6 protein-coding genes are annotated in these 3,713 nt (G+C 34.8%); 5 read left to right on the top strand and 1 reads right to left on the bottom strand.

Annotated features, from left to right (window positions below):
* Both ACQP6D_RS11035 and ACQP6D_RS11030 read left to right on the top strand, forming a co-directional pair.
* Positions 1–620 (top strand): RHS repeat-associated core domain-containing protein (locus tag ACQP6D_RS11035; protein WP_427858241.1); only part of this gene is annotated, 620 nt, incomplete at its 5' end.
* Between the two features lie 75 nt (positions 621–695).
* The gene (locus ACQP6D_RS11030; protein ID WP_267391645.1) at positions 696–1,691 is read left to right on the top strand and encodes a tetratricopeptide repeat protein; all 996 of its coding nucleotides are present in this window, start codon (positions 696–698) and stop codon (positions 1,689–1,691) included.
* Positions 1,692–1,713: 22 nt separating this feature from the next.
* Here the strand turns inward: ACQP6D_RS11030 and ACQP6D_RS11025 are convergent, their stop codons facing one another.
* Entirely contained in the window at positions 1,714–1,881 is a 168-nt protein-coding gene (locus tag ACQP6D_RS11025) for a hypothetical protein (protein ID WP_427858239.1), read from the bottom strand.
* Here ACQP6D_RS11025 and ACQP6D_RS11020 point away from each other — a divergent pair.
* From ACQP6D_RS11020 to ACQP6D_RS11010, 3 genes are read left to right on the top strand one after another with little or no spacing between them, the layout of a single operon-like run.
* Positions 1,876–2,469 (top strand): RHS repeat domain-containing protein, encoded by a 594-nt coding sequence (locus tag ACQP6D_RS11020; protein WP_427858237.1) that lies wholly within the window; start codon positions 1,876–1,878, stop codon positions 2,467–2,469. The two genes, ACQP6D_RS11025 and ACQP6D_RS11020, sit on opposite strands and share 6 nt — an antisense overlap.
* Complete coding sequence (locus ACQP6D_RS11015; protein WP_427858236.1) at positions 2,453–2,854, top strand: hypothetical protein; 402 nt, start codon at positions 2,453–2,455, stop codon at positions 2,852–2,854. Before ACQP6D_RS11020 ends, ACQP6D_RS11015 begins: the two co-directional genes overlap by 17 nt.
* 15 nt (positions 2,855–2,869) lie before the next feature.
* On the top strand, positions 2,870–3,268 hold the full coding sequence (locus ACQP6D_RS11010; protein ID WP_369608872.1) for a hypothetical protein: 399 nt from the start codon (positions 2,870–2,872) through the stop codon (positions 3,266–3,268).
* The last annotated feature ends 445 nt before the right edge of the window (positions 3,269–3,713 follow it).

The raw sequence follows: 3,713 nt of genomic DNA, 5'->3' as shown, positions 1-3,713 counted from the left end.
GCGAACTGGATGCAAATAACCAAATCACCATGAACCTGAGGTTTCCGGGACAGTATTACGACGAAGAGACCGGACTAACGTATAACTATTTCAGGGATTACGACGCGAAGACGGGGAGATATATTCAGAATGACCCGATAGGGTTGAATGGTGGTATAAATATCTATGAATATTCCTATTCGAACCCTTTGAATTTTATTGATTTTTATGGATTGGCTGGTAGAGGTGGTCGTCAAAATAGTAAAGGGGAAAGAAATAGAACTAAGAATTCACATGGAACTGATAATCCGTATAAACATTGGAGGTTAGATAAAAAAAATCCAGGAAAAGTTTTTGAGTTTGATCAATGGGGCAAAAAGAAACGTAGTGTAGAAAAGCCCGAAGATTGGGATGAATATAAAAATGAAGATGGTAGCAATAGAAAAAGGCCAAAAAAAGGTCAAAGCTGTGATAAACCAGAAAATGAAGGTGAACAAAACGAACAATCAACTTCTAAAACAGGAATTATATTAGGAACTGTCGCGGTAGTAGGTGGAATTATATGTATAATGATGGAGCCATGTGGAGCTGTAGCAGGGGGAGTTGTTGCAACAGGGGCAACAGTTAGTGTGCTCCAGTAAATATCTAAATTTACAAATATCAGGCTACAACTTCAACTATAAGTATTGTGGCCTGACAAACAAAAGAGGTTTATTGTGAAAATTTATAGTGAAAAAAAGTTGAGTCAGCTTGAAAGTATTGCCTCTAAGGCTGAAATACAAAAACATTATAAAAAATCATTTTCTATCAACTATATGCTGGCTAGGAATAAGGTGGCTTCTAGCATGTGGGAAATAGGCCGTATGTTTGGTAATTCCGAGTTTCTGAGTCAAAACCTAAATAAAGCACTAATTTGGGAAGCAAATGCAAATTTAGAAGATAATAGTTATTTATCTAATATTGCAGTAACTTATCGACAGATGGGAGATTTGCAAGCTTCGAAATATATATTATACCGTGCTTTAAAAGAAGGAGATGATGAGGCTGCATTAGACTTAGCTAAATTGTATAATATAAGTAAAAAAGAACATAAAAGAGTAAGAAGATTACTTAATGTGGTTTTAAACAGTAGGGATGTTTCTGATTATGCTATAGAAGAAGCACACCATATTATGAAAAATATTAATATTAAAAAAAATAATATTAAAAAAAATGTAAGTATAGGAAAAGCCACAAAGTTGAACAATAAAATTTTTGGAAAACTGATTTGTGCAGAGATAAATTTTAATTTAGAGAATTATGAAAAATCCTATCGACAATTTATAAAATTAGCTAACGAGAATAAAAGTTATACAGCGATGGATTATTTGGGAAGAATATACCAATATGGATTAGGTGTTGAATTGAATTATAAAAATAGTATTTTTTGGTATAAAAAAGCAATTCGTGCAGGGAGCGTTGATAGTTTATTAAATTTGGCTTATTTATATAGGGATACACAAAAACTGGATTTGTACTACACTTATTTAAAACAAGCTAAAAATCATGGTAGCGATAGAGCTACTTTGTTGTTGGCAAAATTATTCAATATTTCCGAAAAAGAAAATTTAAAAGTAAAAAAATTTCTAAAACAAGTTCTTAAAAGTAAAACATCAACTATAGATCTAATTTATGAAGCAAAATCTTTATTAAAACAATTATCACATAAATGATTAATTTTATGATGAAAATTAATCATTCGAGAGACTGAGTAAACTCAGCAACGACAGCGGAGAAATAGCCAGCTACCAATACGACCCATTTGGCCGTCGCATCAGTAAAACCGTAAATGGCAAAACCACCTACTACATCTACAGCAGCGAAGGGCTGATAGCAGAACTGGATCAGACAGGACGGATGCAAGTAGCGTACGGCTGGATACCGGACAGCGATTGGGGCACCAGCCCCTTATGGCAGGCGAATCTAAACGAAAGCCAAACCCTAAAAAATGCCAGCTATCACTACCTAATAACGGACCATCTGGGCACCCCACAACTAGCAATAAATAGTGCAGGAGAACAAAGCTGGAAAATTACCAGTGATGCATTTGGCAACAGCGAACTGGATGCAAATAACCAAATCACCATGAATCTGAGGTTTCCGGGACAGTATTACGACGAAGAGACCGGACTGTCGTACAACTACTTCAGAGATTACGACGCGAAGACGGGGAGATATATTCTGAGTGACCCGATAGGGTTAGCAGGAGGAGTAAACACGTATGGGTATGTAGGTGGAAATCCGCTGGTATACAGTGATCCGACTGGGGAGATTGCTCCTGTAGCTGTTCCACTAATTGTTGCTGGAATAAGGGTTGCAATAAATGGGATACGATTTTGTGTGTTGAATCCTACTTGCAACAGACTGGCAAGCGAAACGTTGAAATGGGGGATGGTAGGTTGGCTTACAGGATTACCCACAATACCAATGCTTAATGATAATAAAAAGTAAGGATAAAAAGGACTGTGAAACTAAAGATGTTGAAATAAGTGATACAAACAGTCAAAATATAGTAGGTGGATCTCCTAATCCACCGGATCCTGATGATGAACATAATAATAAAAATTCTGATAAAGAATTGCCAAAAACAAGAGAAGAAGTAAGAGATATTTTAACTAAACAAGGATTTACAAGAAAACCCGATAGTCCTAGTGGGTATGAGCAGTGGATTAGAAAATCTGATTCATCAACAGTATGGATAAAACCTAGTGGTGAAGTAATTAGAACAAAAAGAGTTTGGCGTCAAGATGGTTTAAGGAAATATAATGAAAGACAAGATTGGTGGGGTAAAAGATTGGAAGATCAATCTCATTCGACAGGACATTTTGTAAAATAAATAGAAGGAAAAATTATGAAAAAAATAGAAGATGTAAGTATAGGAGACGTTAAAATATTAAACCATGGAAATAATATTTCGTTTGAGTTAACAAGCATATATAATCAAGGTGAAATTATAGGCAAAATTTTATGCAAAAATGTCAAATTTATTTATATTAAAAACGCATATTTTGGAATGGAAGAAGGTTTCGAAGGATGCTTTATTCCTTTAATTCAGATTAAAAATATAAGTGATATTTTTGAGGAAAAAGAATTTGAAACTTATGAAGATCAATCCAATAATAAAATAAAAGGCTATGAAATGACTTTTATTGGTTCTTCTCTTCATTGCAAAATCATTTGTTATGATGTTGAATTTAATTTTGCTAAAAAATTTAATCACATAATTAATGAAATGTCAGAAGATAGTTGATTTAATTGGGGCTTTAATATTTAAAAGTTAAAGCCTTTTTAATTACTTTTAAATGAATATATCATATAATTTATAAAATATTTATGCAAAATTGCATAAGGAATTGATATAAATAAAAAAGAATTTATTGGAACAATTGCCTAAGTAAACGCCAATAAAAAACTCAGCTATAGCTACAAAGCGGCCGAGAGACTAAGTAAAGTCAGCAACGACAGCAGAAAAATAGCCAGTTACCATACGACCTGTTTGGCCGGCGCATCAGCAAAACCGTAAATGGCAAAACCACCTACTACATCTACAGCAGCGAAGGGCTGATAGCCGACCTGGATCAGACAGGACGGATGCAAGTAGCGTACGGCTGGATACCGGACAGCGATTGGGGCACCAGCCCCTTATGGCAGGCGAATCTAAACGAAGGCCAAACCCTAAAAAATGCCAGCTATCA

The organism is Snodgrassella sp. CS2 (assembly GCF_050310315.1).
Taxonomy (GTDB): Bacteria; Pseudomonadota; Gammaproteobacteria; order Burkholderiales; family Neisseriaceae; genus Snodgrassella; species Snodgrassella alvi_E.
The sequence above is the reverse complement of the archived record's forward strand: the minus strand, read 5'-3'. Positions and strand labels throughout refer to the sequence as shown.

Excerpts from the sequence above, each read along its gene's own strand:
- ACQP6D_RS11020 (WP_427858237.1), top strand. The coding sequence starts at position 1,876 with ATGCAAGTAGCGTACGGCTGGATACCGGACAGCGATTGGGGCACCAGC.
- ACQP6D_RS11015 (WP_427858236.1), top strand. The coding sequence starts at position 2,453 with ATGATAATAAAAAGTAAGGATAAAAAGGACTGTGAAACTAAAGATGTT.
- ACQP6D_RS11010 (WP_369608872.1), top strand. The coding sequence starts at position 2,870 with ATGAAAAAAATAGAAGATGTAAGTATAGGAGACGTTAAAATATTAAAC.